Origin of the sequence: Salinicola sp. RZ23 (genome assembly GCF_003206675.1) — a bacterium.
Taxonomy (GTDB): Bacteria; Pseudomonadota; Gammaproteobacteria; order Pseudomonadales; family Halomonadaceae; genus Salinicola; species Salinicola endophyticus.
Genome location: NZ_PZJK01000019.1, coordinates 1 through 22,681, shown reverse-complemented (window position 1 = coordinate 22,681; position 22,681 = coordinate 1). Strand labels below are relative to the sequence as shown.

The 22,681-nt window shown below is 61.7% G+C and carries 33 protein-coding genes; 32 read left to right on the top strand and 1 reads right to left on the bottom strand.

Annotation, left to right across the window (positions count from 1 at the left end; translation table 11 throughout):
- Nucleotides 1-3: 3 nt before the first annotated feature.
- The 30 genes from fusA (at nucleotide 4) to rplQ (ending at nucleotide 17,240) form a co-directional block, all read left to right on the top strand.
- Nucleotides 4-2,127: an elongation factor G gene (gene fusA, locus DOM67_RS18610; protein ID WP_110678681.1), complete on the top strand. Its 2,124-nt coding sequence runs from the start codon at nucleotides 4-6 to the stop codon at nucleotides 2,125-2,127.
- A 29-nt stretch (nucleotides 2,128-2,156) separates the two neighbouring features.
- Nucleotides 2,157-3,350, top strand: coding sequence for an elongation factor Tu (tuf, locus tag DOM67_RS18605; protein ID WP_110678680.1), 1,194 nt, complete (start codon nucleotides 2,157-2,159; stop codon nucleotides 3,348-3,350).
- A 163-nt stretch (nucleotides 3,351-3,513) separates the two neighbouring features.
- The gene (gene rpsJ, locus DOM67_RS18600; RefSeq protein WP_035470365.1) at nucleotides 3,514-3,825 is read left to right on the top strand and encodes a 30S ribosomal protein S10; all 312 of its coding nucleotides are present in this window, start codon (nucleotides 3,514-3,516) and stop codon (nucleotides 3,823-3,825) included.
- A 137-nt stretch (nucleotides 3,826-3,962) separates the two neighbouring features.
- Nucleotides 3,963-4,601, top strand: coding sequence for a 50S ribosomal protein L3 (gene rplC / locus DOM67_RS18595; RefSeq protein ID WP_110678679.1), 639 nt, complete (start codon nucleotides 3,963-3,965; stop codon nucleotides 4,599-4,601).
- Nucleotides 4,602-4,615: 14 nt separating this feature from the next.
- Complete coding sequence (gene rplD / locus DOM67_RS18590; protein WP_110678678.1) at nucleotides 4,616-5,221, top strand: 50S ribosomal protein L4; 606 nt, start codon at nucleotides 4,616-4,618, stop codon at nucleotides 5,219-5,221.
- The gene (gene rplW / locus DOM67_RS18585; protein ID WP_035470371.1) at nucleotides 5,218-5,514 is read left to right on the top strand and encodes a 50S ribosomal protein L23; all 297 of its coding nucleotides are present in this window, start codon (nucleotides 5,218-5,220) and stop codon (nucleotides 5,512-5,514) included. Before rplD ends, rplW begins: the two co-directional genes overlap by 4 nt.
- 16 nt (nucleotides 5,515-5,530) lie before the next feature.
- Nucleotides 5,531-6,358 carry a 50S ribosomal protein L2 gene (gene rplB / locus DOM67_RS18580; protein WP_110678677.1) on the top strand — a complete coding sequence of 276 codons (828 nt, stop codon included), beginning with the start codon at nucleotides 5,531-5,533 and terminating at the stop codon, nucleotides 6,356-6,358.
- Between the two features lie 22 nt (nucleotides 6,359-6,380).
- Nucleotides 6,381-6,656 carry a 30S ribosomal protein S19 gene (gene rpsS / locus DOM67_RS18575; RefSeq protein ID WP_035470375.1) on the top strand — a complete coding sequence of 92 codons (276 nt, stop codon included), beginning with the start codon at nucleotides 6,381-6,383 and terminating at the stop codon, nucleotides 6,654-6,656.
- A 17-nt stretch (nucleotides 6,657-6,673) separates the two neighbouring features.
- On the top strand, nucleotides 6,674-7,006 hold the full coding sequence (gene rplV, locus DOM67_RS18570) for a 50S ribosomal protein L22 (RefSeq protein WP_035470378.1): 333 nt from the start codon (nucleotides 6,674-6,676) through the stop codon (nucleotides 7,004-7,006).
- A gap of 11 nt (nucleotides 7,007-7,017) precedes the next feature.
- Entirely contained in the window at nucleotides 7,018-7,719 is a 702-nt protein-coding gene (gene rpsC, locus DOM67_RS18565; RefSeq protein ID WP_035470380.1) for a 30S ribosomal protein S3, read from the top strand.
- Nucleotides 7,720-7,733: 14 nt separating this feature from the next.
- Entirely contained in the window at nucleotides 7,734-8,147 is a 414-nt protein-coding gene (gene rplP / locus DOM67_RS18560; RefSeq protein ID WP_035470382.1) for a 50S ribosomal protein L16, read from the top strand.
- Nucleotides 8,147-8,341, top strand: a complete 195-nt coding sequence (rpmC, locus tag DOM67_RS18555) for a 50S ribosomal protein L29 (protein WP_035470384.1) — start codon at nucleotides 8,147-8,149, stop codon at nucleotides 8,339-8,341. Before rplP ends, rpmC begins: the two co-directional genes overlap by 1 nt.
- Nucleotides 8,341-8,601: a 30S ribosomal protein S17 gene (gene rpsQ, locus DOM67_RS18550; protein WP_035470386.1), complete on the top strand. Its 261-nt coding sequence runs from the start codon at nucleotides 8,341-8,343 to the stop codon at nucleotides 8,599-8,601. Before rpmC ends, rpsQ begins: the two co-directional genes overlap by 1 nt.
- Before the next feature lie 53 nt (nucleotides 8,602-8,654).
- Nucleotides 8,655-9,026 carry a 50S ribosomal protein L14 gene (gene rplN, locus DOM67_RS18545; RefSeq protein WP_035470387.1) on the top strand — a complete coding sequence of 124 codons (372 nt, stop codon included), beginning with the start codon at nucleotides 8,655-8,657 and terminating at the stop codon, nucleotides 9,024-9,026.
- Nucleotides 9,027-9,040: 14 nt separating this feature from the next.
- Entirely contained in the window at nucleotides 9,041-9,358 is a 318-nt protein-coding gene (gene rplX, locus DOM67_RS18540) for a 50S ribosomal protein L24 (RefSeq protein ID WP_035470388.1), read from the top strand.
- Between the two features lie 18 nt (nucleotides 9,359-9,376).
- Nucleotides 9,377-9,916, top strand: coding sequence for a 50S ribosomal protein L5 (gene rplE, locus DOM67_RS18535; protein ID WP_035470389.1), 540 nt, complete (start codon nucleotides 9,377-9,379; stop codon nucleotides 9,914-9,916).
- 10 nt (nucleotides 9,917-9,926) lie between these two features.
- On the top strand, nucleotides 9,927-10,232 hold the full coding sequence (gene rpsN / locus DOM67_RS18530) for a 30S ribosomal protein S14 (protein WP_035470390.1): 306 nt from the start codon (nucleotides 9,927-9,929) through the stop codon (nucleotides 10,230-10,232).
- Between the two features lie 32 nt (nucleotides 10,233-10,264).
- Nucleotides 10,265-10,657, top strand: a complete 393-nt coding sequence (rpsH, locus tag DOM67_RS18525) for a 30S ribosomal protein S8 (protein ID WP_035470391.1) — start codon at nucleotides 10,265-10,267, stop codon at nucleotides 10,655-10,657.
- Between the two features lie 9 nt (nucleotides 10,658-10,666).
- Nucleotides 10,667-11,197: a 50S ribosomal protein L6 gene (gene rplF / locus DOM67_RS18520; protein WP_110678676.1), complete on the top strand. Its 531-nt coding sequence runs from the start codon at nucleotides 10,667-10,669 to the stop codon at nucleotides 11,195-11,197.
- A 9-nt stretch (nucleotides 11,198-11,206) separates the two neighbouring features.
- Nucleotides 11,207-11,557, top strand: a complete 351-nt coding sequence (rplR, locus tag DOM67_RS18515) for a 50S ribosomal protein L18 (RefSeq protein WP_110678675.1) — start codon at nucleotides 11,207-11,209, stop codon at nucleotides 11,555-11,557.
- An 11-nt stretch (nucleotides 11,558-11,568) separates the two neighbouring features.
- Nucleotides 11,569-12,069: a 30S ribosomal protein S5 gene (gene rpsE / locus DOM67_RS18510; RefSeq protein WP_035470394.1), complete on the top strand. Its 501-nt coding sequence runs from the start codon at nucleotides 11,569-11,571 to the stop codon at nucleotides 12,067-12,069.
- 6 nt (nucleotides 12,070-12,075) lie between these two features.
- Nucleotides 12,076-12,258 (top strand): 50S ribosomal protein L30, encoded by a 183-nt coding sequence (rpmD, locus tag DOM67_RS18505; RefSeq protein ID WP_110678674.1) that lies wholly within the window; start codon nucleotides 12,076-12,078, stop codon nucleotides 12,256-12,258.
- Between the two features lie 3 nt (nucleotides 12,259-12,261).
- Entirely contained in the window at nucleotides 12,262-12,696 is a 435-nt protein-coding gene (gene rplO / locus DOM67_RS18500) for a 50S ribosomal protein L15 (protein ID WP_110678673.1), read from the top strand.
- Nucleotides 12,697-14,031, top strand: coding sequence for a preprotein translocase subunit SecY (gene secY, locus DOM67_RS18495; protein ID WP_110678671.1), 1,335 nt, complete (start codon nucleotides 12,697-12,699; stop codon nucleotides 14,029-14,031).
- A gap of 30 nt (nucleotides 14,032-14,061) precedes the next feature.
- A complete protein-coding gene (gene rpmJ, locus DOM67_RS18490) occupies nucleotides 14,062-14,175 on the top strand; it encodes a 50S ribosomal protein L36 (RefSeq protein WP_031384759.1) in 114 nt (37 codons plus the stop codon).
- Between the two features lie 124 nt (nucleotides 14,176-14,299).
- A complete protein-coding gene (gene rpsM / locus DOM67_RS18485) occupies nucleotides 14,300-14,656 on the top strand; it encodes a 30S ribosomal protein S13 (protein WP_035470398.1) in 357 nt (118 codons plus the stop codon).
- A 36-nt stretch (nucleotides 14,657-14,692) separates the two neighbouring features.
- Nucleotides 14,693-15,079, top strand: coding sequence for a 30S ribosomal protein S11 (gene rpsK / locus DOM67_RS18480; protein WP_009723883.1), 387 nt, complete (start codon nucleotides 14,693-14,695; stop codon nucleotides 15,077-15,079).
- Between the two features lie 12 nt (nucleotides 15,080-15,091).
- Nucleotides 15,092-15,712 carry a 30S ribosomal protein S4 gene (gene rpsD, locus DOM67_RS18475; RefSeq protein WP_110678669.1) on the top strand — a complete coding sequence of 207 codons (621 nt, stop codon included), beginning with the start codon at nucleotides 15,092-15,094 and terminating at the stop codon, nucleotides 15,710-15,712.
- 79 nt (nucleotides 15,713-15,791) lie between these two features.
- Nucleotides 15,792-16,790, top strand: coding sequence for a DNA-directed RNA polymerase subunit alpha (rpoA, locus tag DOM67_RS18470; RefSeq protein ID WP_106418801.1), 999 nt, complete (start codon nucleotides 15,792-15,794; stop codon nucleotides 16,788-16,790).
- Nucleotides 16,791-16,853: 63 nt separating this feature from the next.
- The gene (gene rplQ / locus DOM67_RS18465) at nucleotides 16,854-17,240 is read left to right on the top strand and encodes a 50S ribosomal protein L17 (protein ID WP_110678667.1); all 387 of its coding nucleotides are present in this window, start codon (nucleotides 16,854-16,856) and stop codon (nucleotides 17,238-17,240) included.
- 284 nt (nucleotides 17,241-17,524) lie between these two features.
- On the opposite strand, the gene uvrA is transcribed toward rplQ, so the two are convergent.
- Complete coding sequence (gene uvrA / locus DOM67_RS18460; protein ID WP_110678665.1) at nucleotides 17,525-20,383, bottom strand: excinuclease ABC subunit UvrA; 2,859 nt, start codon at nucleotides 20,381-20,383, stop codon at nucleotides 17,525-17,527.
- A 206-nt stretch (nucleotides 20,384-20,589) separates the two neighbouring features.
- On the opposite strand from uvrA, the gene DOM67_RS18455 reads away from it, so the two are divergent.
- Both DOM67_RS18455 and ssb read left to right on the top strand, forming a co-directional pair.
- On the top strand, nucleotides 20,590-21,972 hold the full coding sequence (locus tag DOM67_RS18455; RefSeq protein ID WP_188115221.1) for an MFS transporter: 1,383 nt from the start codon (nucleotides 20,590-20,592) through the stop codon (nucleotides 21,970-21,972).
- Nucleotides 21,973-22,008: 36 nt separating this feature from the next.
- Nucleotides 22,009-22,620: a single-stranded DNA-binding protein gene (ssb, locus tag DOM67_RS18450; protein WP_110678661.1), complete on the top strand. Its 612-nt coding sequence runs from the start codon at nucleotides 22,009-22,011 to the stop codon at nucleotides 22,618-22,620.
- Nucleotides 22,621-22,681: the final 61 nt, after the last annotated feature.

Sequence of the window (22,681 nt, the reverse complement as noted above, 5' to 3'; positions counted from 1 at the left end):
ATCGTGGCACGCAAGACACCACTCAAGCGTTATCGCAATATCGGTATCGTTGCCCACGTCGACGCCGGCAAGACCACCACTACCGAGCGTGTCCTGTTCTACACCGGTCTGTCCCACAAGGTGGGTGAGGTTCATGAGGGCGCAGCCGTCATGGACTGGATGGAGCAGGAGCAGGAGCGTGGCATCACGATCACCTCTGCTGCGACCACCTGTTTCTGGCAGGGGATGAACAAGCAGTTCGACGAGCACCGCATCAACATCATCGACACCCCGGGACACGTTGACTTCACCATCGAAGTCGAGCGTTCCCTGCGTGTTCTCGATGGCGCGGTCGTCGTGCTGTGCGGCTCCTCCGGCGTGCAGCCGCAGACCGAGACCGTCTGGCGTCAGGCCAACAAGTACGAAGTGCCGCGCATGGTGTTCGTCAACAAGATGGACCGCGCCGGCGCCGACTTCTTCATGGTCGTCGATCAGCTCAAGACGCGTCTGGGCGCCAACGTCGTCCCGATCCAGATCAACTGGGGTGCCGAGGACGAGTTCAAGGGCGTCATCGATCTGCTGCAGATGAAGGCGATCCTGTGGGACGAAGACAACTTCGGCATGAACTACGATCTGGTCGACATTCCGGCCGATCTGCAGGAGACCGCCGAGACCTATCGTGAGCAGATGGTCGAAGCCGCCGCCGAAGCCAACGAAGAGCTGATGGACAAGTACCTCGAAGAGGGCGACCTGTCCATCGAAGAGATCAAGGCTGGTCTGCGTGCACGCACGCTCGCCAACGAGATCGTTCTCGTGACCTGCGGCTCCGCGTTCAAGAACAAGGGCGTTCAGGCCGTGCTCGACGGCGTCATCGAATACCTGCCGTCGCCGACCGAGGTCAAGGCGATCGAAGGTGAGCTCGACGACAAGGACGGCACCCTCGCGACTCGTGAGGCCGACGACAACGCACCGTTCGCAGCGCTGGCGTTCAAGATTGCCACCGACCCGTTCGTCGGTACCCTGACCTTCATGCGCGTCTACTCGGGCGTTCTGAAGTCGGGTGACAGCGTCTTCAACTCGGTCAAGTCGAAGAAAGAGCGTGTCGGCCGTATCGTCCAGATGCACGCCAACTCGCGCGAAGAGATCAAAGAGGTCTACGCCGGCGACATCGCCGCCTGTATCGGCCTCAAGGACGTGACCACCGGTGACACCCTGTGCGACCTGGATGCCAAGATCATCCTCGAGCGCATGGAGTTCCCGGAGCCGGTCATCTCGGTCGCCGTGGAGCCCAAGTCCAAGGCCGACCAGGAGAAGATGGGTGTCGCTCTCGGCAAGCTGGCGCAGGAGGATCCCTCCTTCCGCGTGCAGACTGACGAAGAGACCGGCCAGACCATCATCTCCGGGATGGGCGAGCTGCACCTCGACATCATCGTTGACCGCATGCGTCGCGAGTTCAAGGTCGAGGCCAACATCGGCAAGCCGCAGGTTGCTTACCGCGAGACCATTCGTCAGTCGGTCGAGCAGGAAGGCAAGTTCGTGCGGCAGTCGGGTGGTCGCGGTCAGTACGGTCACGTTTGGCTGCGCATCGAGCCGCTGACCGACGCTGACAAGGGCGAGGACGAAGAAGAAGTCCACTTCAAGTTCGCGTCCGAGATCGTCGGTGGTGTCGTACCCAAAGAGTACGTGCCGGCCGTCGAGAAAGGGGCCTACGAGCAGCTCAAGAACGGTGTCATCGCGGGCTACCCGATGATCGACGTCAAGGTAACGCTGTTCGACGGCTCCTACCATGACGTGGACTCTAACGAGACCGCGTTCAAGGTCGCCTCATCCATGGCGATCAAGGAAGGTGCTCGCAAGGCTAAGGCCGTGCTGCTCGAGCCGGTGATGAAGGTCGAGGTCGTGACCCCGGAGGACTTCATGGGTGACGTCATGGGCGACCTTAACCGCCGCCGTGGCCTTGTCCAGGGCATGGATGACTCCACCTCCGGCAAAGTCATTCGCGCCACGGTTCCGTTGGCTGAGATGTTCGGTTACGCGACCGATCTGCGTTCTCAGACCCAGGGACGCGCAAGCTACACCATGGAGTTTGCGAATTACGAAGAGGCGCCCTCCAGCGTCGTTGATGCCGTCATCAATCAGAACGGTTAACCGTTAGCTAACGTAAAGAGGTTATAGCAGTGGCTAAGGAAAAATTTGAACGCTCCAAACCGCATATCAACGTCGGCACCATCGGTCACGTTGACCACGGCAAGACCACGCTGACCGCGGCTCTGACCCGCGTTTCCGCTGAAGTCTTCGGCGGTGAATGGCGTCAGTTCGACTCCATCGACAACGCTCCGGAAGAGCGCGAGCGCGGTATCACCATCGCGACCGCTCACGTCGAGTACCAGTCCGAAGTGCGTCACTACGCGCACGTCGACTGCCCGGGGCACGCTGACTACGTCAAGAACATGATCACCGGTGCTGCCCAGATGGACGGCGCTATCCTGGTCTGTTCCGCAGCCGACGGCCCGATGCCGCAGACTCGCGAGCACATCCTGCTGTCGCGTCAGGTCGGCGTTCCGTACATCGTCGTGTTCCTGAACAAGGCCGACATGGTCGACGACGAAGAGCTGCTCGAGCTGGTCGAGATGGAAGTTCGTGAACTCCTCAACGAGTACGACTTCCCGGGCGACGACACCCCGATCATCATCGGCTCCGCGCTGATGGCGCTGGAAGGCAAGGATGACAACGGCATGGGTACCACCGCCGTTGCCAACCTGATCAAGTCGCTCGACGACTACATCCCGGAGCCGGAGCGTGCTATCGACCAGCCGTTCCTGATGCCGATCGAAGACGTGTTCTCGATCTCCGGCCGCGGCACCGTCGTGACCGGTCGTGTCGAGCGTGGTCTGGTCAAGTCCGGCGAAGAAGTCGAAATCGTCGGTATCCATGACACCACCAAGACCACCGTTACCGGTGTCGAAATGTTCCGCAAGCTGCTCGACGAAGGTCGTGCTGGCGAGAACATCGGTGCGCTGCTGCGTGGTACCAAGCGTGACGACGTCGAGCGTGGTCAGGTCCTGGCCAAGCCGGGCACCATCACCCCGCACACCAAGTTCGAAGCCGAAGTCTACGTGCTGTCCAAAGAAGAAGGTGGTCGTCACACCCCGTTCTTCAAGGGCTACCGTCCGCAGTTCTACTTCCGTACCACTGACGTGACCGGTACCTGTGAACTGCCGGAAGGCGTCGAGATGGTCATGCCGGGCGACAACGTCCAGATGGTCGTGACCCTGATCGCTCCGATCGCCATGGAAGACGGCCTGCGCTTCGCCATCCGCGAAGGCGGTCGTACCGTCGGCGCCGGCGTGGTCGCCAAGATCATCGAGTAAGTCTCGCTGATCGGATAGAGAAGGGGCGCTCCGGCGCCCCTTTTTCTGTCGCTGTCGGGTAGGGGCCTATTTGACACTCAAATGGGCCTCCCCTATAATGCGCGTCCTTTGAACGCGTGGGTCGACGGCTCGCGCCGTCAGTATCCATTGGAGCAGAACGTCAATGCAGAACCAAAAGATTCGCATCCGGCTGAAAGCGTTTGACCATCGCCTGATCGATCAGTCGGCTCAGGAGATCGTGGACACTGCCAAGCGCACTGGCGCTCAGGTGCGTGGTCCGATCCCGCTGCCGACCAATCGCGAGCGTTACACCATCCTGATCTCGCCGCACGTCAACAAGGACGCGCGCGACCAGTATGAGATTCGCACGCACAAGCGCGTTCTCGATATCGTCGAGCCGACGGAGAAGACCGTCGACGCGCTGATGAAGCTCGATCTCGCCGCCGGCGTAGACGTGCAGATCAAACTCGACTGAAACCAACACTAGACACTAGCGGAAGCTGAGTTCGCAGCGACCGCCGCGTCGTGAGACGCCACACAATGTGCTAGTGGAATGCTCTGGAAAGGGCAGCCATAGCGGGTGATAGCCCCGTACACTATAGGAGACTGAACATGACTATCGGTTTGGTCGGTAAAAAGGCGGGCATGACCCGTGTTTTCACCGAAGATGGCGCATCCGTGCCCGTAACCGTGATCGAGGTTGAGCCCAACCGTATCTCTGCCGTCAAGACCGTCGAGTCCGACGGTTATCGTGCGGTGCAGGTCACAACCGGCTCCCGCAAAGCCAAACACCTCACCAAGGCGATTGCTGGTCAATACGCCAAGGCGGGTGTCGAGGCTGGCCGTTCCCTGATGGAGTTTCGTCTCGCCGAGAGCGACGAAGCGCCGGAAGTGGGCGGTTCCTTCACCGTATCCCTCTTCGAAGCTGGTCAGAAAGTCGATGTGACCGGTACCTCCAAGGGCAAGGGCTTCCAGGGCGCCGTCAAGCGCTGGAACTTCCGTACCCAGGACAACAGCCACGGTAACTCGCTGTCTCACCGTGCGCCGGGTTCCATCGGTCAGTGCCAGACCCCGGGTCGCGTCTTCAAAGGTAAGAAGATGGCCGGCCAGATGGGCAATGAGCGCGTCACCGTCCAGAGCCTGGAAGTGGTGCGTGTCGATGCCGAGCGCAATCTGCTGTTGATCAAAGGCGCCGTGCCTGGTGCTCCGGGCTGCGATGTCGTCGTGCGCAGCGCCGTGAAAGCTCGCTGAGGGGACTGAGACCGATGAATCTGAATCTCGCAGGTGCCGCTGGCACCGTCGAAGTGTCCGCAGAGACCTTTGGCAAAGAATTCAACGAAGCGTTGGTGCACCAGGTCGTCACCGCCTATCTGGCGGCTGGTCGTCAGGGCACCCGTGCCCAGAAGAACCGCTCCGACGTGCGTGGCGGCGGCAAGAAGCCGTGGCGTCAGAAGGGCACCGGCCGCGCTCGCGCCGGTACCATCCGTTCGCCGCTGTGGCGTAGCGGTGGTGTGACCTTCGCTGCCCGTCCGCAGGACTACACGCAGAAGGTCAACCGCAAGATGTACCGTGCGGCGATGCGTTCGATCCTGTCCGAGCTGGTGCGTCAGGAGCGTCTGGTGCTGGTCAACGAGTTCGCCGTCGACGCGCCGAAGACCAAGCAGCTGGCCAGCAAGCTCAAGGAGCTGGATCTGGAGAAAGCGCTGATCGTCACCGAAGATCTCGACGAGAAGCTCTACCTGGCCGCGCGCAACATCCCCAACGTCGATGTCGTCGATGCTGCGGCCGCCGATCCGGTCAGCCTGATCGCCTTCGACAAGGTGCTGATGACCGTCTCCGCTCTGCGTAAATTCGAGGAGAAGCTGGGATGAACCAGGAACGCGTATACAAGGTTCTGCTCGGACCTCACATGACCGAGAAGGCCGCGCGCGCCGCCGAGAACAATCAGTACGTGTTCAAAGTGGCCCAGGACGCGACCAAGCCCGAGATCAAGAAAGCCGTCGAAGCGCTGTTCGGCAAGAAAGTTGCCGGTGTTTCCGTGCTCAACGTCAAGGGCAAGACCAAACGCACGCGCTTCGGCACGGGTCTGCGCAAGGGTTACCGCAAGGCGTACGTGACTCTGGCTGCGGGCGAAACGCTCGAAGACTTCTCTGGCGCCGAGTAAGGCAGGAGTACGGATCATGGCAGTAGTCAAGACAAAACCCACGTCCGCCGGTCGTCGTCACGTCGTCAAAGTCGTCAATGACGAGCTCCACAAGGGCCGTCCGTTCGCGGCGCTGACCGAGAAGCAGTCGAAATCCGGTGGTCGTAACAACAATGGCCGCATCACCACGCGTCACGTCGGTGGTGGCCATCGTCAGCATTATCGTCTGGTCGACTTCAAGCGCACCAAGGACGGCATCAACGCCGTCGTCGAGCGCATCGAGTACGACCCGAACCGTAGCGCCAACATCGCGCTGCTGAAGTACATGGACGGCGAGCGTCGTTACATCATCGCACCCAAAGGCCTGGTGGCCGGCGATGCGGTGGAGTCCGGCGTCAACGCATCCATCAAGCGTGGCAACGCGTTGCCGCTGCGTAACATCCCTGTCGGTTCCACGGTGCACTGCATCGAACTGAAGCCGGGCAAGGGTGCGCAGATCGCACGTAGTGCCGGCGCCAGCGCTCAGCTGGTCGCCCGCGAAGGCAACTACGCGACCCTGCGTCTGCGCTCCGGCGAGATGCGTCGTGTACTGTCCGAGTGCCGCGCCACGCTGGGTGAAGTCGGTAACTCTGAGCACAGCCTGCGTCAACTGGGCAAAGCCGGTGCGAAGCGGTGGAGAGGGGTGCGCCCGACCGTTCGCGGTGTCGCGATGAACCCGGTGGATCACCCGCACGGTGGTGGTGAAGGCCGCACCAGCGGTGGTCGTCATCCGGTCAGCCCGTGGGGTATCCCCACCAAGGGCCACAAGACCCGCAAGAACAAGCGTACCGACAAGCTCATCGTTCGTCGCCGCAAGTCCAAGTAACAGACATTAAGAGGTAACGGCTGTGCCACGTTCACTGAAGAAAGGTCCCTTCATCGACCTTCATCTGTTGAAGAAGGTCGAAGTCGCCGCGGAAAAGAACGATCGCAAACCGATCAAGACCTGGTCGCGTCGTTCGATGATCCTGCCGAACATGGTCGGGCTCACCATCGCGGTACATAACGGTCGCCAGCACGTCCCGGTGCACGTCTCCGAGGAAATGGTCGGCCACAAGTTGGGCGAGTTCGCTGCTACCCGCACCTATCGCGGTCATGCGGCGGACAAGAAAGCCAAACGCTGAGCCAAGAGGATTAAGAGATGGAAGTCGCTGCTAAGTTGCGTGGCGCTAGCTTGTCCGCCCAGAAGGCCCGTTTGGTGGCTGACCAGGTGCGCGGTAAGCCGGTCGCCGAAGCGCTCGACGTGCTGACCTTCTCCCCCAAGAAGGCCGCCAAGCTGGTCAAGAAGGTGCTGCAGTCCGCGATTGCCAATGCGGAAGAAAACAACGGCATGGACATCGACGAGCTGCGTGTCTCGACCATCTGTGTCGATGAGGGCATGACGCTCAAGCGCATTCAGCCGCGCGCAAAAGGCCGGGCGGATCGCATTCTGAAGCGCACCTGCCACATCACCGTCAAGGTAGCCGAGAAGTAGGAGTCGACCAGATGGGTCAGAAAGTCAATCCAGTCGGGATTCGTCTCGGCATCGTGAAAGATCACTCGTCGGTCTGGTACGCAGAGCGCGGTGCCTATGCCGACAAGCTGAACAACGATCTGGAAGTGCGTCGCTTCCTCGAAGAGCGTTTGAAGAACGCCTCCGTGAGCCGCATTACCATCGAACGTCCGGCCAACAATGCCCGTATCACCATTCACACTGCCCGTCCGGGCATCGTGATTGGCAAGAAGGGTGAGGACGTCGATCGTCTGCGCCAGGATGTCACCCGCATGATGGGTGTGCCGGTGCACGTCAACATCGAAGAAGTCCGCAAGCCGGAACTCGACGCCGCTCTGGTCGCGCAGAACATCGCCGGTCAGCTCGAACGTCGCGTGATGTTCCGCCGTGCCATGAAGCGCTCCGTCCAGAACGCCATGCGTCTGGGTGCCGGCGGTATCAAGGTGCAGCTCTCCGGTCGCCTCGGTGGTGCCGAGATCGCGCGTACCGAATGGTACCGCGAAGGTCGCGTGCCGCTTCACACCCTGCGTGCCGACATCGATTACGCCACTTATGAAGCGCACACCACCTACGGCGTCATCGGCGTCAAGGTGTGGGTCTTCAAGGGCGAGATCCTCGGGGGCATCGAAGAGGTGCGTGCCAAGCAGAAGCAACAGGCTCAGGCACCTGCACCGAAGAAGAAAGGTTCCAGGTAAGGGGAGACTGATCGATGTTGCAACCCAAGCGTACAAAGTTCCGCAAGGTGCAGAAAGGTCGTAACCGTGGCCTGGCGCATCGCGGCAGCAAGGTGAGCTTTGGAGACTTCGGTCTCAAGGCCACCGATCGCGGTCGTATCACCGCACGTCAGATCGAAGCTGGTCGTCGTGCCATCACCCGTCACGTCAAGCGTGGTGGCAAGATCTGGATCCGCGTATTCCCGGACAAGCCGATTACCAACAAGCCCCTCGAGGTTCGTATGGGTAAAGGTAAGGGTTCCGTCGAGTACTGGGTGGCCCAGATCCAGCCGGGCAAGGTGCTCTACGAAATCGAAGGCGTCTCCGAGGAGCTGGCGCGTGAAGCGTTCTCCCTGGCGGCCCAGAAGATGCCCATCTCCACCACCTTTGTGAAACGGACGGTGATGTGATGAAAGCCAACGAAATGCGTGAAAAATCAGTCGATGCGCTGCAGGAGCAGCTCTTCGAACTGCTCAAGGAGCAGTTCAACCTGCGCATGCAGAAGGCCACCGGCCAGCTGAGCCAGACGCACCTGCTCAAGCAGGTTCGTCGCGACATCGCTCGCGTCAAGACTGTGCTCAACCAGAAGGCAGGTGACCAATAATGGCTGAAGCGAATAAAGCTCGGACGCTCACCGGCAAGGTCGTGAGCGACAAGATGGAAAAATCGATTGTCGTATTGATCGAGCGCCGCGAGCGTCATCCGATCTACGGCAAGTACATGAAGCGCTCCACCAAGCTGCACGCCCATGACGAGGCGAATCAGGCACGGACTGGCGACACGGTTTCCATTCAGGAATGCCGTCCGCTGTCCAAGAAGAAAGCCTGGACGTTGGTCGAGGTGGTCGAGCAGGCCAAGGGCTGAGCCCGACAGCGCCTTCTGAACCAGTGCAGTCAGATTAGGTTTGGAGAAAACCAATGATTCAGACTCAGACAATGCTGGATGTTGCCGACAACAGCGGCGCGCGCCGGGTGCAGTGCATCAAGGTGCTTGGCGGTTCCCACCGCCGTTACGCTCGCGTGGGTGATGTCATCAAAGTGACGGTCAAGGAAGCGATTCCGCGGGGCAAGGTCAAGAAAGGCCAGGTCCTCAAGGCCGTCGTGGTGCGTACGCGCAGCGGTGTTCGTCGTAACGACGGCTCGCTGATTCGCTTCGATGGAAATGCGGCGGTTCTGTTGAACAACACCAACGAACAGCCGATCGGTACCCGTATCTTCGGGCCGGTTACTCGTGAACTTCGTAACGAGAAGTTCATGAAGATCATTTCCTTGGCGCCCGAAGTGCTGTAAGGAGCGAGGCGGATATGCACAAGATCAAACGTGACGACGAAGTCATCGTCATCGCCGGCAAGGACAAGGGCAAGCGTGGCACGATCAAGCGCGTCCTCGAGAACGACCGTTATGTCGTTTCGGGCGTCAACATGATCAAGCGCCACACCAAGCCCAATCCGATGGCTGGCAACCCGGGGGGTATCGTCGAGCGTGAGGCTCCGATCCATGCGTCCAACGTGGCCATCTTCAACGCGGAGACCGGCAAGGCGGATCGCGTCGGCTTCCAAGTGCAGGAAGACGGTACCAAGGTACGTATCTACAAGTCGACGCAAAAGCAGATCGACGCCTAACGCGAGTCGGGTAGCAAAATGGCGAACTTGAAAGAACGTTATCAAAGCGAGGTCATGGCTAAACTGCAGGAGCAGTTCAGCTATGCCAACGTGATGCAGGTGCCCCGGATCACCAAAGTGACCCTCAACATGGGCATCGGCGAAGCGACCAGCGATAAAAAGCTGATCGAAAACGCCATCGGCGACCTGGAGAAGCTCTCCGGTCAGAAGCCGATGGTGACCAAAGCGCGCAAGTCCATCGCTGGCTTCAAGGTCCGCGAAGGCTGGCCGATCGGCGTCAAGGTGACCCTGCGCCGCGAGCGGATGTGGGACTTCCTGGATCGCCTGGTCAACATCGCGATCCCCCGCGTGCGTGACTTCCGTGGTCTGAACCCGAAGTCTTTCGACGGCCGCGGCAACTACTCGATGGGCGTCCGTGAGCAGATCATCTTCCCGGAGATCGAATATGATAAGATCGACCGGATCCGTGGTCTGGACGTAACCATCACGACCAGCGCCAACACCGACGAAGAAGGTCGTGCGCTGCTCAGCGCGCTGAACTTCCCGTTCAAGCAATAAGGGTGGATTCATGGCAAAGAAAAGCATGATTGAGCGTGAGCTCAAGCGCGCGAAGCTGGTCGACAAATACGCCGCCAAGCGTGCCGCGCTCAAGAGCGTGATCTACGACGTCAACGCTTCTGACGAAGAGCGCTTCGACGCTCAGCTGAAGCTGCAGCAACTGCCGCGCGACTCCAGCAAGGTTCGTGCCCGCAACCGCTGCCGCATTACCGGTCGTCCGCACGGTTACTACAACAAGTTCGGTCTGGCCCGTAACAAGCTGCGCGAAGCTGCCATGCGTGGCGATGTCCCTGGACTGAAGAAGTCCAGCTGGTAAGCCACGTCGAGGAATTCAGGAGCGCAATGTAAATGAGCATGCAAGATACTCTGGCGGATATGTGTACCCGTATCCGCAATGCGCAGATGGCCACCAAGGAGACGGTCACCATGCCGTCTTCCAAGCTCAAGACGGAAGTGGCCCGCGTACTCAAGCAGGAAGGCTACATTACCGACTTCGCGGTCTCCGAAGGCGCCAAGCCCGAGCTGACCGTGACCCTCAAGTACTTCGAGGGCAAGCCGGTCATCGAGCACCTCCAGCGTGTGTCCAAGCCGTCACTGCGGATCTACAAGGGCAAGAGTGCCATGCCCAAGGTCGCAGACGGTCTGGGTATCGCGATCGTCACCACCTCTCAGGGTGTCATGACCGATCGCGCCGCACGCCAGGCGGGTGTCGGTGGTGAAGTCATCTGCACCGTATTCTAGGAGTGAGAAATGTCTCGCGTAGCCAAGTATCCGGTTAAACTGCCCAGCGGCGTCGAGGTCAAGTTCGACGGCGACCAGCTGTCCGTCAAGGGCGGCCAGGGCACGCTAGAACTGACCGTCCATCCCGACGTGAAGGTCGCCGAGGAAGACGGTCAACTGACCTTTGTTCCCAGTGAGCAGGCCAAGAGCTGGGCCATGGTCGGCACGACTCGTGCCCTGGTCCAGAACATGGTCACCGGCGCCTCCGAGGGTTTCACTCGGTCGCTGGAAATCAATGGCGTCGGCTATCGTGCCCAGGCAAATGGCCAGACGCTGAATCTGACACTCGGTTTCTCCCACCCGATCGACTACACGCTGCCTGAAGGTGTCACGGCCGAAACGCCGAAGAACACCATCATCGTGCTGAAAAGCGCGGACAAGCAGAAGCTCGGCCAGGTGGCTGCGGAAATTCGCGCCTTCCGTCCGCCGGAGCCCTACAAGGGCAAAGGTATTCGGTACGGCGACGAACAAGTCCGCCGCAAAGAAGCCAAGAAGAAGTAAGGCAGGGTTATGAACGCGAAGAAAGAATCTCGTCTCCGTCGTGCCCGCCGCGCGCGCGCCAAGATCCGCGATCTGGGTGTGAACCGTCTGTGCGTCAACCGCACCCCGCGTCACATCTATGCGCAGATTATCTCGCCGGACGGCGGCAAAGTGCTGGCCAGCGCGTCCACGCTCGACAAGAGCCTGCGCGAAGGTTCGACCGGTAACGCCGATGCGGCTGCCAAAGTGGGTGCTCTCATCGCTGAGCGCGCCAAGGATGCCGGCATCTCTCAGGTTGCCTTCGATCGCGCTGGTTTCAAATACCACGGGCGTGTCAAGGCGTTGGCGGATGCCGCACGCGAAGGCGGTCTGCAATTCTAAAGGGTTTTACGATGGCGAATAACGAACAGAAGGGCGGTGATCTGCAAGAGAAGTTGGTGCAGGTCAACCGCGTCGCCAAGGTGGTCAAAGGTGGTCGTATCTTCGGCTTCACCGCGCTGACCGTCGTTGGCGATGGCAACGGCCGGGTCGGTTTCGGTCGTGGCAAGGCGCGTGAAGTGCCGGTCGCGATCCAGAAAGCCATGGACCAGGCGCGTCGCAACATGGTCAAGGTCAGCCTCAGCGGCAGCACGCTGCAGTACCCGGTTCGCGCCCGTCACGGCGCGTCCAAGGTCTTCATGCAGCCGGCTTCCGAAGGTACCGGCATCATCGCTGGCGGCGCCATGCGCTCCGTCCTCGAGCTGGCTGGTGTCCATGACGTTCTGGCCAAGTGCTACGGCTCCACCAACCCGGTGAACGTCGTGCGTGCCACCATCAAGGGGCTCGCATCCATGCAGTCTCCGGAAGACATCGCCGCCAAGCGTGGCCTGTCTGTCGAAGAACTGGCGGGGTAAGCAACCATGGCAGAGACGATCAAAATCACTCAGACCCGCAGCACTATCGGTGTCCTGCAGAAGCACAAGTCGACGATGAAGGGCCTCGGCCTGCGTCGCATTGGGCACTCGGTCGAGCTGGAAGACACCCCCGCCGTTCGCGGCATGATCAACAAGGTTCGTTACCTTGTTCGAATCGAGGGAGAGTAATCCATGAAACTCAACAGCTTAAGCCCGGCTCCGGGTTCCAAGCACGCTGAGAAGCGCGTCGGGCGCGGCATCGGCTCCGGTCTGGGCAAGACCGGTGGCCGTGGCCACAAAGGTCTGAAGTCGCGTTCCGGCGGCTCGGTCAAGCCCGGTTTCGAAGGCGGTCAGATGCCGCTGCAGCGCCGTCTGCCGAAGTTCGGCTTCACCTCGGCCAAGTCGCTGGTGTCCGAAGAAGTTCGCCTCGGCGAACTGGCCAAGGTCGAAGGCGACGTCGCCGATCTCGCCAGCCTGAAGAAGGCCAACGTGCTCAAGAACGCAACCGAGCACGCCAAGGTCATCCTCTCCGGCGAGCTGACCAAGGCGATTACCGTGCGTGGCCTCAAGGTCACCAAAGGTGCACGCGCTGCGATCGAAGCGGCCGGTGGCAAGGTAGAGGACTAAATGGCTAAGTCAGGAAACGTGCCGGCGAACATGGGTAGTGGCCTCAGCGAGCTGTGGGCGCGCCTGCGTTTCGTCTTCATCGCGATCGTGGTGTACCGCATCGGTGCCCACATTCCCGTACCCGGCATCGATCCTGACCAGCTGGCTGCCCTGTTTCGGGAGAACCAGGGCACCATCCTCGGCATGTTCAACATGTTCTCGGGTGGTGCGCTGCAGCGCATGAGTATCTTCGCGCTGGGGATCATGCCGTACATCTCCGCGTCGATCATCATGCAGCTTCTGACCGCGGTATCGCCTCAGCTCGAAGCGCTGAAGAAGGAAGGCGAAGCCGGGCGCCGGAAGATCAACCAGTACACCCGCTACGGCACGGTGCTACTGGCGTTGATCCAGGCGAGCGGCATGTCAGTTGGTCTGGTCAGTCAGGGCGTCGCCTACACCGGCGGCATCAGTTTCTACTTCACCGCCGTCGTCACCTTCGTGGCCGGGGCCGTGTTCCTGATGTGGCTGGGCGAGCAGATCACCGAGAAGGGGATCGGCAACGGTATCTCGCTGATCATTTTCTCCGGGATCGTGGCCGGACTGCCCAGTGCGATCGGTCAGTCGTTCGAGCTGGCGCGCAACGATGGCGCCTGGAACGTGCTGCCGCTGCTCGCGCTGTCACTGCTGGCCGTCGCGACCGTGGCCTTCGTGGTGTTCATCGAGCGCGGCCAGCGCCGCATCACGGTGAACTATCCGCGGCGCCAGGTCGGCAACAAGATGTATGCCGGTCAGAGCAGCTATCTGCCGCTGAAGGTCAACATGGCGGGCGTGATTCCGCCGATCTTCGCGTCCAGCATTCTGCTGTTCCCGGGCTCCATCGGTCAGTGGCTGGGTCAGAGCGACGGCTTCGAGTGGCTGCAGGTCGCCTCGCAGCAGCTCTCCCCAGGGGCACCCCTGTACATCATCCTGTTTGCGGCGGCAGTGCTGTTCTTCTGCTTCTTCTATACGGCGTTGGTGTTCAACCCCAAGGATGTCGCCGACAACCTCAAGAAGTCGGGCGCTTTCCTGCCGGGGATCCGTCCGGGTGAGCAGACCGCGCGCTACGTCGACAAGGTGATGACACGGCTGACCCTGTTCGGGGCGCTCTACATCACGCTGGTGTCGCTGATGCCGCAGTTCCTGGTGGTGGCCTGGCAGGTGCCGTTCTACTTCGGCGGTACGTCGTTGCTGATCGTGGTCGTGGTGATCATGGACTTCATGGCCCAGGTTCAATCGCACCTGATGTCTCACCAGTACGAGTCGGTGATGAAGAAATCGAACCTGAAGGGCTACGGTAGCGGCGGCGTGATGCGCTGAGCCTCCGCGAGAGAGCATTTGGAGAGAACGATGAAAGTTCGAGCTTCTGTAAAGAAAATGTGCCGTAACTGCAAGATCATTCGGCGCAACGGCGCGGTCCGTGTCATCTGCACGGAACCGCGTCACAAGCAGCGCCAGGGTTGATCCCCTAGCTGCAACGAAAGCGGGCCATGGCATGCCCCTTGCCTCAAGAGAGGTAAAGGGGTATGCTATTGCGCCCTTTGTGGACGACTAAACGAGCAAGCCGCTCAACATTCGGAGTAAGCTGATGGCCCGTATTGCAGGCGTCAATATCCCGGACAACAAGCATGCGGCGATCTCGCTGACCTACATCTTCGGGATTGGCCGCACTCGCGCACAGGCGATCTGTGCCGCGGCCGGTATTGCACCGACGACCAAGATTCAGGAACTGTCTGGCGAAGAGCTCGACATCCTGCGTACCGAAGTCGGTAAGTACACCGTAGAAGGCGACCTTCGCCGTGACGTGACGCTGAACATCAAGCGTCTCATGGATCTGGGTTGCTATCGTGGTCTGCGCCATCGTCGTGGTCTTCCGCTGCGTGGTCAGCGTACCAAGACCAATGCGCGTACCCGTAAGGGACCGCGTAAACCGATTCGTAAATAATTAACGTTTCGACGTTAACTATCAGGAAACATCAACATGGCTAACCCGCGTAGTAACCGTAAAAAGGTTAAAAAGCAGGTCGTGGACGCCGTCGCGCACATCCACGCCTCTTTTAACAATACGATCGTGACGATCACAGACCGCCAGGGCAACGCTCTCTCTTGGGCGACTGCCGGTGGTTCGGGTTTTCGTGGTTCTCGCAAGAGCACCCCGTTCGCAGCTCAAGTAGCGAGTGAACGTGCAGCGACCGCTGCAGCCGAGTATGGTGTGAAAAACGTCGACGTGCTGGTCAAGGGCCCCGGCCCGGGCCGTGAGTCTGCCGTGCGTGCACTCAACGCCGCCGGCTTCCGTGTGCAGAGCATTACTGACGCGACGCCTATCCCGCATAACGGGTGCCGTCCGCCGAAGAAACGCCGCGTTTAAGGAGAACGACTCATGGCTCGTTATCTAGGACCCAAGTGCAAACTGTCTCGTCGTGAGGGTACCGACCTCTTCCTCAAGAGCGGTGTCACCCCCTTCGAGAAGAAGTGCAAATCCGAGCAGATCCCGGGTGTGCACGGCCAGCGCCGTCAGCGTCTTTCCGACTACGGCTTGCAGCTTCGCGAGAAGCAGAAAGTACGTCGTATCTACGGCGTGCTCGAAAACCAGTTCCGCAACTACTACAAAGAAGCCGCGCGCCTGAAAGGGGCAACCGGTGAAGTGTTGTTGCAGCTGCTGGAATCCCGGCTGGACAACGTGGTTTACCGCATGGGCTTCGGCTCCACGCGCAGTGAATCGCGTCAGCTGGTGAGCCACAAGGCGATTGCGGTCAACGGCCGTACCGTCAACGTGGCTTCCTATCAGGTGCGTCCTGGCGACGTCGTGTCTGTGCGTGAGAAGGCCAAGAACCAGGCCCGTATCCAGCAGGCGCTGTCCATCGCCGCCAACCGTGGCGACGTTAACTGGATCGACGTCGACGCGAAGAAGATGGAAGGCACTTTCAAGGCTGTCCCGGAACGCGGCGACCTGTCTGCCGACATCAACGAAAACCTGATCGTCGAGCTGTACTCCAAGTGAGGCCTGAGTTCGGACCGCCACGGCGGTCCGAACCGGCTGGAGTACCGATATTCGTTAGGCAGCCTGAGAAGGTGTTCATATGCAGCGTTCAGTGACAGAGTTTCTCCGTCCCCGCGACATCAAGGTCGAAGAAGTCAGTGCGAATCACGCCAAGATCGTGCTGGAACCCTTCGAGCGTGGTTTCGGCCATACCCTGGGGAATGCGCTGCGTCGCATCCTGCTCTCTTCGATGCCCGGCTGTGCCGTGGTCGAAGCGGAAATCGACGGCGTGCTGCATGAATACAGCGCCATCGAAGGTGTTCAGGAAGACGTCATCGAGATTCTTCTGAATCTCAAGGACGTGGCCATCAAGATGCATGGTCGCGACGAGGCGCTCCTCACCCTGAACAAGCAGGGCCCGGGCATCATGACCGCAGGCGATATCGCCGTCGACCACGACGTCGAGATCGTCAATCCGGATCATGTGATCGCGCACCTCAACGACGGCAGCGATCTCAAGATGCAGCTGAAAGTCGTGCGGGGCCGCGGTTACGAGCCCGCCGACGTGCGGCTCTCCGACGAGGACGAATCCCGTGCCATCGGTCGTCTGCAGCTGGATGCGACCTTCAGCCCGGTTCGTCGCGTGTCCTACGCGGTCGAAGCGGCGCGTGTCGAACAGCGCACCGACCTCGATAAGCTGGTCATCGATCTCGAAACTGACGGCACCTTGGACCCCGAAGAAGCGATTCGTCGTAGTGCGACCATCCTTCAGGAACAGCTGGCCGCCTTCGTCGATCTCGAAGCTGACCGAGAGCAGGAAGTCGAAGAGGAAGAGGATCAGATCGATCCGATCCTGCTGCGCCCCGTGGACGATCTCGAGCTCACGGTTCGTAGCGCCAACTGCTTGAAGGCCGAGAATATTTACTACATTGGCGATTTGATTCAGCGCACGGAAGTCGAGCTGCTCAAGACGCCGAACCTTGGCAAAAAGTCCTTGAACGAAATCAAGGACGTGTTGGCTTCGCGCGGTCTTTCTCTCGGGATGCGGCTGGAAAACTGGCCGCCGGCGAGTCTGAAGGACGACAAGGCTTCCGCCTGAGGCTTGCCCTCGGCGGTGCCGGAGTGCCGACTCGAATCACCAGTTTGGTAAGGAATAGCAATCATGCGTCATCGTAAGAGTGGTCGTCATCTGAATCGGACCAGCTCGCATCGGCACGCCATGTTCAAGAACATGTGCACCTCGCTGGTCGAGCATGAAGTGATCAAGACTACCCTGCCCAAGGCCAAGGAGCTGCGTCGTCATATCGAGCCGCTGATCACCCTGGCCAAGCAGGACAGCGTGGCGAATCGCCGTCTGGCATTCAGCCGCACTCGCTCCAAGGAAGCCGTCGGCAAGCTCTTCAACGAGCTTGGCCCGCGTTACGCCAATCGCCCGGGCGGTTACGTCCGTGTGCTCAAGTGCGGTTTCCGCGCTGGCGACAACGCGCCGATGGCCTACGTCGAGCTGGTCGATCGTCCGGCCGTTCAGGAAGCTGCTGGCGACGAGTAAGTCGCCCGCGTTTCCGCCGAACGGCACCAAAGCCGGCTGTCCGAGTGATCGGGCAGCCGGCTTTCTTTTTGTCCAAAAATCGGTCGTCCAAAAACCGGCTGCCCAAAAGGGGGATGTCGGCAGTCAGGTGTCCGCAGGCTGGATGTCTGTCACTCGGGAGGGCAGACCGGTCTCTTCAGGCACGGCCTCCTCCAGGCGTGCCCCTGTGTACGGCTGGCAGGGTGGCAGGCTGGTGGTGTGCCACGCTACCCGCGGAAGCGCCCGCAGGCGCCTCCGGCGGGCGCTCAGGCGCGCTTGGCCTTGCCCTTGCTCGCCTTGGGTGACGGCAGCAGCGGGGCCAGGAAGCGTCCGGTGTGGGAATGTTCCTGGGCTGCCACCTGCTCCGGGGTACCCTCGGCGATGATCCGCCCGCCGCCGGACCCACCTTCGGGGCCGAGATCGATCAGCCAGTCGGCGGTCTTGATCACATCCAGGTTGTGCTCGATCACCACCACGGTGTTGCCGTGGTCGCGCAGGCGGTGGAGCACGCCGAGCAGCTGGCGAATATCTTCGAAGTGCAGCCCGGTGGTGGGCTCGTCGAGGATATAGAGCGTCTGCCCGGTATCGCGCTTGGCCAGCTCGCGAGCCAGCTTGACCCGCTGCGCCTCGCCACCGGAGAGGGTGGTCGCGCTCTGTCCCAGGCGCACGTAGGAGAGCCCCACGTCCATCAACGTCTGCAGACGACGGGCGATCGCCGGCACCGGACTGAAGAACTCGAGCGCCTCTTCGATGGTCATCTCCAGCACTTCGTGGATGTTCTTGCCCTTGTACTGAATCTCCAGCGTCTCGCGGTTGTAGCGCTTGCCCTTGCACACGTCGCAGGGAACGTAGATATCCGGCAGGAAGTGCATCTCCACCTTGATCATGCCCTCGCCCTGGCAGGCCTCGCAGCGTCCGCCCTTGACGTTGAAGCTGAAGCGGCCTGGCTTGTAGCCACGGGCGCGCGCCTCCTGGGTGCCCGAGAAGAGCTCGCGAATCGGGGTGAAGATCCCGGTATAGGTGGCCGGGTTGGAGCGTGGCGTACGCCCGATCGGGCTCTGATCGATGTCGATGATCTTGTCGAGCTGGTCGAGCCCCTCGATGCTGCGGTAGGGGGCCGGCGACAGCGTGGTGGCACGATTGAGCTCGCGTGCGGCGATCGGCATCAGGGTCGAGTTGATCAGCGTCGACTTGCCCGAGCCGGAGACCCCGGTGACGCAGACGAACAGCCCCAGCGGCAGCGTCAGGTCGACGTCGTGCAGGTTGTTGCCACTGGCGCCGGTGAGCCGCAGCTGCTTCTCCGGATTGCCCGGAATCCGGTGCGGTGGTACCTCGATACGGCGCTTGCCGGAGAGATACTGTCCGGTCAGCGAGTGGGAGGCGGCTTCGATCTGCTTGGGCGTGCCCTGGGCGACGATGGTGCCGCCATGCACGCCGGCGCCGGGACCGATATCGAGCACGTGGTCAGCGGCGCGAATGGCGTCCTCGTCGTGCTCGACCACGATCACCGTGTTGCCCAGGTCGCGCAGCCGGGTGAGGGTGCGCAGCAGGCGGTCGTTGTCGCGCTGGTGCAGCCCGATCGAGGGCTCGTCGAGGATGTACATCACCCCCACCAGGCCGGCGCCGATCTGGCTCGCCAGACGGATCCGTTGAGCCTCGCCGCCGGAGAGCGTGTCGGCGCTGCGCTCCAGGGTCAGGTAGTCGAGGCCGACATTGACCAGAAACTCCAGGCGGGCATGGATCTCGTGGACGATCTTGGTCGCGATCTCGCCTTTGCGGCCCGGCAGGCTCAGCTCGCGGAAGTAGTTCCAGGCGTCGCCCACCGGCATGTGCGTGATCTCGGGCAGATTGCGCGAGTCGACAAAGACATGGCGCGCCTCGCGCTTGAGGCGGCTGCCGTCACAGCTGGGGCAGGGACGCACCGCCAGGTACTTGGCCAGATCGTCGCGGACCATCGACGACTCGGTTTCGCGGTAGCGCCGCTCCAGGTTGGGCAGCACGCCCTCGAAGGGGTGTTCGCGGGTCACCTTGCGTCCACGATCGTTGACGTAGCTGAAAGCGATGTCGTCGTTGCCGCTGCCATGGAGCACGATCTCGCGCTCGTGTCGGGCGAGCGCCTCCCAGGGCGTGTCTAGGGTAAAGCGGTAGTGCTCGGCGACCGCCTGCAGCTGGCTGAAGTAGTAGATGCTGCGCCGGTCCCAGCCCTTGATCGCGCCCTCGGCCAGCGACAGCTCCGGGTGGCTGATCAGCTTGTCCGGATCGAAGTACTGGCGCACGCCGAGGCCGTCGCAGGTGGGGCAGGCGCCGGCCGGGTTGTTGAACGAGAACAGCCGCGGTTCCAGTTCGGCCAGCGAGTAGCCGCAGATGGGGCAGGCGAAGCGTGAAGAGAACGCCAGATCCTCCTGCTCGCCATCCATGAAGTGGATGATGGCGGTACCGTCGGCCAGATTGAGCGCGGTCTCGAAGGATTCGGCCAGACGCTGCTGCAGATCCGTACGCACCTTGATACGGTCGACCACCACGCTGATATCGTGCTTGCGCTTCTTGTCCAGCGTCGGCAGGTCGTCGAGCTCGACGGTCTCGCCGTCGACCACGGCGCGTACGAACCCCTGGGCGCGCAGCTCGCCGAGCAGTTGCTGATGCTCACCCTTGCGCCCCTTGATCACCGGCGCCAGCAGCATCAGGCGGCTGCCTTCGGGCAGTGCCAGCACCTGGTCGACCATCTGCGATACCGTCTGCGCCTCCAGCTCCTCGCCGTGGTCAGGACAGCGCGGCGTGCCGGCGCGGGCGAACAGCAGGCGCAGGTAGTCGTAGATCTCGGTGATGGTGCCGACGGTGGAGCGTGGGTTGTGCGAGGTCGACTTCTGCTCGATCGAGATCGCCGGCGACAGCCCCTCGATATGGTCGACGTCGGGTTTCTCCATCATCGACAGGAATTGCCGCGCATAGGTGGAGAGTGACTCCACGTAGCGGCGCTGGCCCTCGGCATAGAGGGTATCGAAAGCCAGCGAGGACTTGCCCGACCCGGACAGGCCGGTGACCACGATCAGTTTGTCACGTGGCAGTTCGACATCGATATCCTTCAGGTTATGGGTACGCGCACCCCTGACCAGAATGCTGTCCATGACTACCTCGTGCAGCGAAGCGGGAAACGACCAGTATAGCAGTCTGTCGGCCTCGACCGGTCGCTGCGGTAACGACGAAGACGATGGGCTGACGCTGACGCCGCGTCTGGCGCCGCCTGGCGCTTTCACTCGACACGGGCGAGGCGTAAAATGGGGGGTTCCCTCATTCATCCTCGCTTCTGCCGAGTTCACCAGCCGTGACTTCCATGACATCTCGTTTTCTCGTTACCGAACGGCGCGCCATCGTGGGGCTGGCCAGCCTCTATGCCTCGCGCATGCTGGGGCTGTTCATGGTCCTGCCGATCCTGGCGCTCTACGCCGACCATCTCGACGGCGCCACCCCCTTTCTCGTCGGCCTGGCCCTGGGCGGCTACGGCCTGACCCAGGCGATCCTGCAGATTCCCTTCGGCCTGCTCTCCGACCGGCTCGGACGCAAGGTGGTGATCGCCGGCGGCCTGCTGCTGTTCATTATCGGCAGTGTCGTGGCGGCCAACGCCACCTCGATCTATGTCGTCATCATCGGTCGCTGCCTGCAGGGCAGTGGCGCGGTCGCCGGCGCCATCATGGCGCTGCTCGCCGACCAGACCCGCGAGGAGATCCGCACCGCGGCGATGGCCACCATCGGTCTGTCGATCGGTGTCGCCTTCGGTGTGGCCATGGTGGTGGGGCCGCTGGTCGCCGACATCGGGGGGCTGTCCGGGGTGTTCTGGTTCACTGCGGCGCTCTCCGCCTGCGGCCTGCTGATCCTGTGGAAGCTGGTGCCCAAGGCGCCACGCCGCATGGCCCATCGCGATGTCGGGCTCGATCGGCGCCAGCTGCGTGCCACCCTGATGCAGGGTGATCTGCTGCGGCTCGATTTCTCGATCTTCGCCCTGCACCTGATCCTGACCGCCTGCTTCGTCGCGCTGCCGTTCCAGCTCGAGGCCCTGGGCTTCGCCCCGGCGCATCATGGTTGGGTCTATCTGCCGGTAATGGCACTGGCTTTCGTGGCCATGGTGCCGCTGGTGATCGTGGCCGAGAAGTATCGCAAGATGAAGCCGGTGTTCGTCGGCGCCGTGGCGGCCATGACCCTGATCCTGCTGGGGTTCAGCGAGCTGGGGAGCGATCGCATCGCGCTGCTGGCGCTGCTGTGGGGCTTCTTCGTAGTGTTCAATCTGCTTGAGGCCACGCTGCCCTCGATGATCAGCAAGCTGGCGCCGGCCGGGGCCAAGGGCACCGCCATGGGGGTCTACTCCACCAGTCAGTTCCTCGGCGCCTTTTTGGGCGGCACCCTGGGCGGGGCGCTGTCCCAGGGGCTGGGTATCCACAGTGTGTTCCTCGGCGCTGCAGTGGTCGGGGCGATCTGGCTGGCGGTGGTGTGGAGGATGCCCGCGCCGCGCCACCTGTCGAGCGAAATCGTACCGCTGGACGCGCAATCCATGGGCATGCTCGATACACTGCTCGAGCGTTTCGCCTCGGTCGCCGGGGTCGAGGACGTAATGGTCGTGCCCGAAGAGCGCGTCGCTTATCTCAAGGTCGACCGCCAGCGCCTGGACGCCGAGGCGCTGGCCCGTATCACCGGCAATCAATGGCAACGAACCGACGCCTGAGGGCGTCGTAAACGCAGGTAAGGCAAGGAGACAACGATGGCCCGAGGTGTGAACAAAGTCATCCTGATCGGCAACCTGGGACAGGATCCGGAAGTCCGCTTCCTGCCGTCGGGCAATCCGGTGTGCAACCTGCGCATCGCGACCACCGATACCTGGACCGACCGTCAGAGCGGCCAGCGTCAGGAGCGTACCGAGTGGCACAGTGTGGTACTGTTCAACAAGCTGGCGGAGATCGCCCAGCAGTACGTCAAGAAGGGCTCGCGGATCTATATCGAAGGGCGCCTGCAGACCCGCAAGTGGCAGGGTCAGGATGGCCAGGATCGCTACTCCACCGAGATCGTCGGCAACGACATGCAGATGCTCGACTCGCGCAGCGGTCAGGGCGGTGGTGACTACGCCCAGAGCCAGTATGGTGGTGCGCCGCAGCAGCAGCCCCAGGGTGGCTATGGCCAGCAGCAGCCCGCCCCGGCCCAGCAGGGCGGCTATGGTCAGCAGCAGCCGGCGCCTGCCCAGCAGGGCAGCTACGGCAACCAGCCTCAGCGTCCGCCGCAGAACCAGCCGGCGCCGCAGCCCAACCAGCAGAACGCCAACTACGGCGCGCCGAATCCGGGCAGCTTTGACGATTTCGACGACGAAATCCCGTTCTGATTCGCCCGCGCGGCAGGTGATGACCCCGCCGAGGCGGGGTTTTTTGTGGGCGCCGTCCCTG

Bases quoted from the DNA above. Each gene is read 5' to 3' on its own strand.
- rpsN (WP_035470390.1), top strand. From the start codon at position 9,927: ATGGCAAAGAAAAGCATGATTGAGCGTGAGCTCAAGCGCGCGAAGCTG.
- rpsC (WP_035470380.1), top strand. From the start codon at position 7,018: ATGGGTCAGAAAGTCAATCCAGTCGGGATTCGTCTCGGCATCGTGAAA.
- rpsJ (WP_035470365.1), top strand. From the start codon at position 3,514: ATGCAGAACCAAAAGATTCGCATCCGGCTGAAAGCGTTTGACCATCGC.
- rplE (WP_035470389.1), top strand. From the start codon at position 9,377: ATGGCGAACTTGAAAGAACGTTATCAAAGCGAGGTCATGGCTAAACTG.
- rpsD (WP_110678669.1), top strand. From the start codon at position 15,092: ATGGCTCGTTATCTAGGACCCAAGTGCAAACTGTCTCGTCGTGAGGGT.
- rplD (WP_110678678.1), top strand. From the start codon at position 4,616: ATGAATCTGAATCTCGCAGGTGCCGCTGGCACCGTCGAAGTGTCCGCA.
- rplX (WP_035470388.1), top strand. From the start codon at position 9,041: ATGCACAAGATCAAACGTGACGACGAAGTCATCGTCATCGCCGGCAAG.
- rplV (WP_035470378.1), top strand. From the start codon at position 6,674: ATGGAAGTCGCTGCTAAGTTGCGTGGCGCTAGCTTGTCCGCCCAGAAG.
- rplN (WP_035470387.1), top strand. From the start codon at position 8,655: ATGATTCAGACTCAGACAATGCTGGATGTTGCCGACAACAGCGGCGCG.
- rpsH (WP_035470391.1), top strand. From the start codon at position 10,265: ATGAGCATGCAAGATACTCTGGCGGATATGTGTACCCGTATCCGCAAT.
- ssb (WP_110678661.1), top strand. From the start codon at position 22,009: ATGGCCCGAGGTGTGAACAAAGTCATCCTGATCGGCAACCTGGGACAG.
- rplW (WP_035470371.1), top strand. From the start codon at position 5,218: ATGAACCAGGAACGCGTATACAAGGTTCTGCTCGGACCTCACATGACC.
- uvrA (WP_110678665.1), bottom strand. From the start codon at position 20,383: ATGGACAGCATTCTGGTCAGGGGTGCGCGTACCCATAACCTGAAGGAT.
- rpmC (WP_035470384.1), top strand. From the start codon at position 8,147: ATGAAAGCCAACGAAATGCGTGAAAAATCAGTCGATGCGCTGCAGGAG.
- rplQ (WP_110678667.1), top strand. From the start codon at position 16,854: ATGCGTCATCGTAAGAGTGGTCGTCATCTGAATCGGACCAGCTCGCAT.
- rpoA (WP_106418801.1), top strand. From the start codon at position 15,792: ATGCAGCGTTCAGTGACAGAGTTTCTCCGTCCCCGCGACATCAAGGTC.
- rpmD (WP_110678674.1), top strand. From the start codon at position 12,076: ATGGCAGAGACGATCAAAATCACTCAGACCCGCAGCACTATCGGTGTC.
- rplP (WP_035470382.1), top strand. From the start codon at position 7,734: ATGTTGCAACCCAAGCGTACAAAGTTCCGCAAGGTGCAGAAAGGTCGT.
- rpsQ (WP_035470386.1), top strand. From the start codon at position 8,341: ATGGCTGAAGCGAATAAAGCTCGGACGCTCACCGGCAAGGTCGTGAGC.
- rplO (WP_110678673.1), top strand. From the start codon at position 12,262: ATGAAACTCAACAGCTTAAGCCCGGCTCCGGGTTCCAAGCACGCTGAG.
- rpsM (WP_035470398.1), top strand. From the start codon at position 14,300: ATGGCCCGTATTGCAGGCGTCAATATCCCGGACAACAAGCATGCGGCG.
- rpsK (WP_009723883.1), top strand. From the start codon at position 14,693: ATGGCTAACCCGCGTAGTAACCGTAAAAAGGTTAAAAAGCAGGTCGTG.
- rplR (WP_110678675.1), top strand. From the start codon at position 11,207: ATGAACGCGAAGAAAGAATCTCGTCTCCGTCGTGCCCGCCGCGCGCGC.
- rplB (WP_110678677.1), top strand. From the start codon at position 5,531: ATGGCAGTAGTCAAGACAAAACCCACGTCCGCCGGTCGTCGTCACGTC.
- rpmJ (WP_031384759.1), top strand. From the start codon at position 14,062: ATGAAAGTTCGAGCTTCTGTAAAGAAAATGTGCCGTAACTGCAAGATC.
- secY (WP_110678671.1), top strand. From the start codon at position 12,697: ATGGCTAAGTCAGGAAACGTGCCGGCGAACATGGGTAGTGGCCTCAGC.
- DOM67_RS18455 (WP_188115221.1), top strand. From the start codon at position 20,590: ATGACATCTCGTTTTCTCGTTACCGAACGGCGCGCCATCGTGGGGCTG.
- rplC (WP_110678679.1), top strand. From the start codon at position 3,963: ATGACTATCGGTTTGGTCGGTAAAAAGGCGGGCATGACCCGTGTTTTC.
- rplF (WP_110678676.1), top strand. From the start codon at position 10,667: ATGTCTCGCGTAGCCAAGTATCCGGTTAAACTGCCCAGCGGCGTCGAG.
- rpsE (WP_035470394.1), top strand. From the start codon at position 11,569: ATGGCGAATAACGAACAGAAGGGCGGTGATCTGCAAGAGAAGTTGGTG.